We start from the raw sequence: 5,429 nt of genomic DNA on the forward strand, positions 1-5,429 counted from the left end.
CTTGGCAAACTCGGGTGCGCCGGCCACACACGGGTCGCCCCAGCGGTAAACTACATCGGCGGTATAACCCTCGGGGACGATCACGGTGTTGGCGCTGCTGGTGGTCACGGCCTTGAAGCCGATGCTGCCTGGTGCTGGTGTGGAGCTCAGAACGACGTCGTCTCCGCCGCCGCAAGCGGTCAGTGCACCACCGAAAATACCGAGCAGACCCAGGCTGAAACCGGACTTCAACATCGTCCGGCGAGCAGGGTTGCGTGTAATCTCGCGCTCGATCAACTGGTGTAGGTGATCGTTACTGGATGGGTTGCTGACGCCGTCGTCATCGCGAATCATTACTGACATAAATAGCTCCTGTTAAGGGGTTTTGGCATAGGGTTTTCGTACTAACGGTCAAATCGTAACCAGCCAATATGAAGTCTTGATGACATACCAAACCCCAACCCACCGCGCGGCTCTGTCATTCAATTGACACATGCCTTGATTCACGTTGACTTTGGTGTTCAAGGCAGCATTGCCCACCTGGCGCGCGGCGACTATTCGCACCAGAGTGTGATCACCAAGGATGGCGCAACGCTGCCTTGAAGCGGGGCTTGACCATGCCAACTTTGACACCTGTTCCGACGCCGTCGGGCACAGATGCTTAAAGTATTTACTGCACATTCATATTTCTTGCGACAATTCGCTGTGCCAACAGCCCCGGTCGCATGAACACAAAGCAATTTTTTTGATGAATGCAATAAAGCCCAAAATTCCCACCAAGCCGCTCGGTGTCAAACCCATTCCAAAATGGTCGCCCAAGCTGAGTGTGGGAAATGCCAAACTGGACGAGCAGCACATCACGCTGCTGGAACTGGGCCAGGACTTGTTGCGCGTGCTGGACACCAAGACCGCCACAGTGGTCCAGATTCATGGGGCGCTGGAGGACATCGTCAAGCTGTCGCGACTGCACGATGCGCTGGAAGAAAGCGTGCTGGAAGCCAACGGCTGCCCGACCCTGGCAGAACACAAAGTGGTGCACCAATCGGCGCAGACCCAACTTGCCACCCTATTGTCTGATGTAGCGCGCGGCATCGTTGACAGACCGGTTTTAAGCGGTTTGATTGCCGACTGGATGGGCCATCACATCAGTGAAAACGACCTTCCGGTCAAAGATTACATGAAGCACACGCCCAAGGCGCGCACTGCCGGTTAGTGCAGTCCGGGCTGCCACCCGCTCAGCGTAATTTCTTCAGCTTGAGTTGGCGGGTTTCCAGACGTTTGAGAACCGTGAAGGTCAGCACACCAATCATGGCGGCACCCAACAAAAACGCACCGTAAGCAATGGGCCAGGGAATGCCCTGCGTCATCATCGAAAACTCTGACATGCCGCCCATGCCGGCCAGAATGTTGATGGGCGTGAACACCACACCAAACACAGTCAACTGGTTGATGCGCCGATTCTGGTTGATGTTGATGAAACCAATGGTCGCGTCCATCAGGAAATTGATCTTGTCAAAGAGAAACGAGGTGTGGCTGTTGAGCGAATCAATGTTGCGCAAAATCTGACTGCCGTCATCGAGTTGGGCAGGTGTCATGGTTTTGCTTCGCACCAGGAAATTGATGGCGCGCTGCGTGTCAAGAATGTTGCCGCGGATGCGCCCGTTCAAATCCTCCTCTTCGGCAATGGCGCCCAGAATGGCCGCGGCCTCCTGGTCGCTGATGGCCTCGCTCAAAACCTGTCGGCCCACCTTGCCCAGAGTGGCGTAAATGTCTTCCAGCGAGTCGGCAGAATACTCGACGTCTGCGCCAAAAAGGTCCAGCAACACATCGGTGCAATCAGTCACATAGCCGGGCTGGGTGCGGGCGCGACGGCGCTGCAACCGGAACACCGGCAGGTCTTCGTTGCGCAGCGAAAACAACACCCCTTTGTGCAAGATAAACGACACCGGCACGCTGCGCGACAGCCCTTCGCGGTCCAGCAAAAAGTTGGAGTGCAGGCGGATGTCGCCGCTGTCCTCAATCTGATAGCGCGCACTGGTTTCCAGGTCGGTCAACTCGTCCGGGTCCGGCAGTGCCAACCCGAAGTGCGAACCCACGTAATTTCGCTCGGCTTTGCTGGCGCCCAGCAGGTCGATCCAGATCGGGCTGCTCCCCTCCAGATTTTTGCGGCCCTCAATGGGGATTTGCTGCAACCTGCCATCCACCAGCACAAAGGCATTCATCTGGCTCTCGTTAAAGACAGGTTCCCGGCCATCCGCCAGCACATCACGCCGCTCATCCGACACTTCCCACAAGACGTCGTTTTGCCGACCCTGTGCAATCAGCGGCCACAGTTGCCTGCCTTCCTCAAGCGGCAAAGCATCGAGTAGCGACGCGATGTCGGTCACCGGCAACTGCTGCAGCAACGTTTGCAACTCGGCCAGATGCTGGCGTTGCACCAGGGTTTCAACAATGGCCTGGCGCGGCATGCTCTGGTTGTGGACCATGCCCGCCACCCGTTTTTGCTTTTTCAGCAACTCCGAGACTTTGTCGGCCAATGCGTTCATGGTGCTGGCTGCGACCAGAGGTCAGTGTTGGGTTGTTTGGCGTGTCGCCTGGCGCTGTGCCGCGATGGTGTGCCTGTAGGACTTGGACCAATCGTGCCTAAAGCCCCCGACTGGTTCAACTTTTCGGCATGATTCCAGCGCGGCAGACACCTGTGCGCACAGCGTATCGCCAGGCCCATAGCGGTGCCGCAGCTTGTTGTACAGCATCTCAAGTTGGTCTGACTGTCGTGACATTTGTATTCCTTTAGTTGTTTAAAAAATTATTCCAAGGCCGCCCGCAGCTGTTGCGAGGTGTCGCCCAGACGGCGAATGCCCACGCGAGCGAGTTGCTTCATGAAACCAAGTGCGGCCTCTGGGTACTCTTTCGACCAGGCCTTGAAGGTGTTCCATTCAAGGGTGCAGACCCGGGCTCCGCCCGCATCGGCATGGGCATAGGCGGTTCGGGCAATGCCGTTAAGGAAAGCCATTTCGCCAAAAACGACGCCGGGACCGATAGAGGCCAGTCGCAGGCCTTTTCCAGCCGACTCGGCCGTGCTGAGCGTGACCAGCCCCTCCTGCACCAGCATCAGACGGCGGTCTTGGTCACCGCTGCGAATGATCAGGGCGCCCGTTGGATAGTGATGGCTGACCATGACGCGCTCCAGGGCAAGGCGGGCCTGCTCGGCCATGTCCTCACCCAGGTCGCCAAGTTGGGAGACGGCCGGGTCGGCCAGGCCGACTTCCAGCGGGTATTGCAGCAGCAATTGCTCCTCGGCCCACTCCAGTGCGTGATCCATATCTGAAAAAGGGTGCAAATCGTCCATGGCTTGCTCATGAACGCCACGGACCCCGCTGACCAGCAGGGCAATGCCCTGTTCTTGCAGTTCGCGCGCCAGGGTATGCAACCGGGCGTAGCCGGTTTCGTCCCATGAGGGCACGCGTGAGGTGTCCAGGATCACGCATTGGCGCCCTGCCAGGTGTCTTCTGACCTGGTCAACCACCAGGGCCGCAACACCAAAGGAAAGAATGCCCTGCAGTTCAAACACCGCCACCCGGCTCATCCGCCCGGCCAGCCAGGCCTCGGTTTCGGCACGCCTGATGTGTCGCGAGCGAAGCTCGCCATGCAAATACATGCGACGGATGACGTGCGCCCCAGAGGTTCGCAACAGCACCATGGTGGACACCGCCAGACCCGCCATCAAGGCCATGGCGCCCCCTGCGATGGCAAACAAACCGGCCACCAGCCAGCTCTGCCACCAGGCCGTGCGCTGTATGGCGTTTTGCGGCCCATGCCACATCTCGGCGGGCACCATGCGAAATCCGGCCATGACCAGCACGCCCGCCAGGCCGGCCAGCGGCAGCCAGTGCAACCACAGGTGCCCGCTCAGGGCGACAGCCAGCATGACCAGCGCATGCCATTGGCCCACGCGGACCGTGGGCGTTCCGGTGTAGGCCAGAGCGGTGCGGGAGCGCGAGGTGCTGGTCGAAGCCGGAATCATGCCAAACAGGGCGCACAACGCGCTCAGGGCGCTCTCGCGCCGCAGCACCTCGTCGGGCGACGCGCGCACCCCATGTTCGGATTCAAGTTGCTGGTGAAACACCAGCACTTCAAGACCGTTGACCACAGCCATCAACAGCGACAAGGTGAGCAAAGGCACCCAGGCCTGCCTGATGACCGTCCACCAGGGGGCGTCCAGCCAGTCGGGCAGCGGCGGCAGCATCAAATCATGTGGCGTTGCGGCCATTTGCAGCAGACCGGACGGAGCCAGCCACAGGGCAGGAACGGCCACCAGCAGCAGTGCCATGAGCAGGGACGGAAAACGCGGCCAAAGCCGCTGCAGCACCGCACTCATCAGCAAGACCAGGCAGGCAATGCCAACATGCCAGACCAACCCCGGCTGCCACAGCCAGGCGCCAGCGCCCTTGGCGCTGTGCAACTGCGTCAGCACCAGGGACAGCCCGACGCCGGCAGAAAATCCCTGCGTGACCGACAGCGGAATGAACCGTGCCAGCCCGGCCAGACGCGCCCGTCCGATCAGCCACTGCATAAAAAACCCCAGGGCCACAAACAGGCCTGTGATGGCCAGCGCTTGCCCAACCGTGATGCCCTGCCCTGCACCGGCCTTCATCACCAGGGTCAGCATGCCGCCAAACAACAGGGCCACCGCGGTCGAAGGCGCGTAGACCACACCTCTGGCTCGTGCAAACAGCGTCATCAAGGCACCCGGCAGGGCTGCCGACCAAAGTGCCAGCACGCTGACAGGCATCATCTGGGCAAACGGCGCAAAGGCGATCAGCCCAATGCCAAGAGCGTGCGGCAAAGTGACGGCCAGCGCCGCTGCCGCGCCCACCAAGGGACGAGCCTTGGCCGATTGCGGTGGCAAACGGCGGACCCGCGAAAGATCAAACAAAGGGGAATTGGAAGCGGCACTCACCCACTGATGTTGCCAGCTATTTATGTCACAAATATGTCACAGATAGCGCCTCCGACGAAATCATCCTCGAAATTGCACAAAAACGTCACGATCTCCCGCCAATCGCCAAGCGCACGCGACTTGCGCTGGCTATGTCACCGTTTTGTCACGCGCGGCGTTTACAAACAAATGTCTTTCCACAAACCTGTAACCTGACTGAAACATGAAAAATCTGACCTCACGCCAACCTGTTCGCCTGTTTGCCGCCAGTCTCATCATGAGCGCCGTGCTTGTTGCCTGCGGCGGCAATGATGACCCCGCACCCGTGGCACCGGAAGTCTCCAAACCCAACGCCAGCATGTTTTTCAACCGCACTGCCACCTTTGCGGTCTGCCAGCAAGTGGGTGCCTCTTGCGAAACCAACGATGAAACGGCGCCTGAAATCGTTGCTGCCAGCGAAGACGGCATGACGCTGATTTACAGCAACAGCCCCAAGGGCGAAATCGGCTTT

5 protein-coding genes are annotated in these 5,429 nt (G+C 59.5%); 2 read left to right on the forward strand and 3 right to left on the reverse strand.

Annotated features, from left to right (window positions below; all coding sequences use genetic code 11):
• The coding region (locus tag GPS82_RS13055) for an alkaline phosphatase PhoX (protein WP_296495425.1) at positions 1-342 on the reverse strand (342 nt) is incomplete at its 3' end.
• A 385-nt stretch (positions 343-727) separates the two neighbouring features.
• Here GPS82_RS13055 and GPS82_RS13060 point away from each other — a divergent pair.
• Complete coding sequence (locus GPS82_RS13060; RefSeq protein WP_296495427.1) at positions 728-1,192, forward strand: hemerythrin domain-containing protein; 465 nt, start codon at positions 728-730, stop codon at positions 1,190-1,192.
• Between the two features lie 22 nt (positions 1,193-1,214).
• Here the strand turns inward: GPS82_RS13060 and GPS82_RS13065 are convergent, their stop codons facing one another.
• A complete protein-coding gene (locus tag GPS82_RS13065; RefSeq protein WP_296495428.1) occupies positions 1,215-2,525 on the reverse strand; it encodes a magnesium and cobalt transport protein CorA in 1,311 nt (436 codons plus the stop codon).
• Positions 2,526-2,785: 260 nt separating this feature from the next.
• Complete coding sequence (locus GPS82_RS13070) at positions 2,786-4,915, reverse strand: cyclic nucleotide-binding domain-containing protein (protein ID WP_296495430.1); 2,130 nt, start codon at positions 4,913-4,915, stop codon at positions 2,786-2,788.
• A 226-nt stretch (positions 4,916-5,141) separates the two neighbouring features.
• On the opposite strand from GPS82_RS13070, the gene GPS82_RS13075 reads away from it, so the two are divergent.
• The coding region (locus tag GPS82_RS13075) for a hypothetical protein (protein WP_296495432.1) at positions 5,142-5,429 on the forward strand (288 nt) is incomplete at its 3' end.

Origin of the sequence: Rhodoferax sp., assembly GCF_011391645.1 — a bacterium.
GTDB lineage: Bacteria > Pseudomonadota > Gammaproteobacteria > Burkholderiales > Burkholderiaceae_C > Rhodoferax.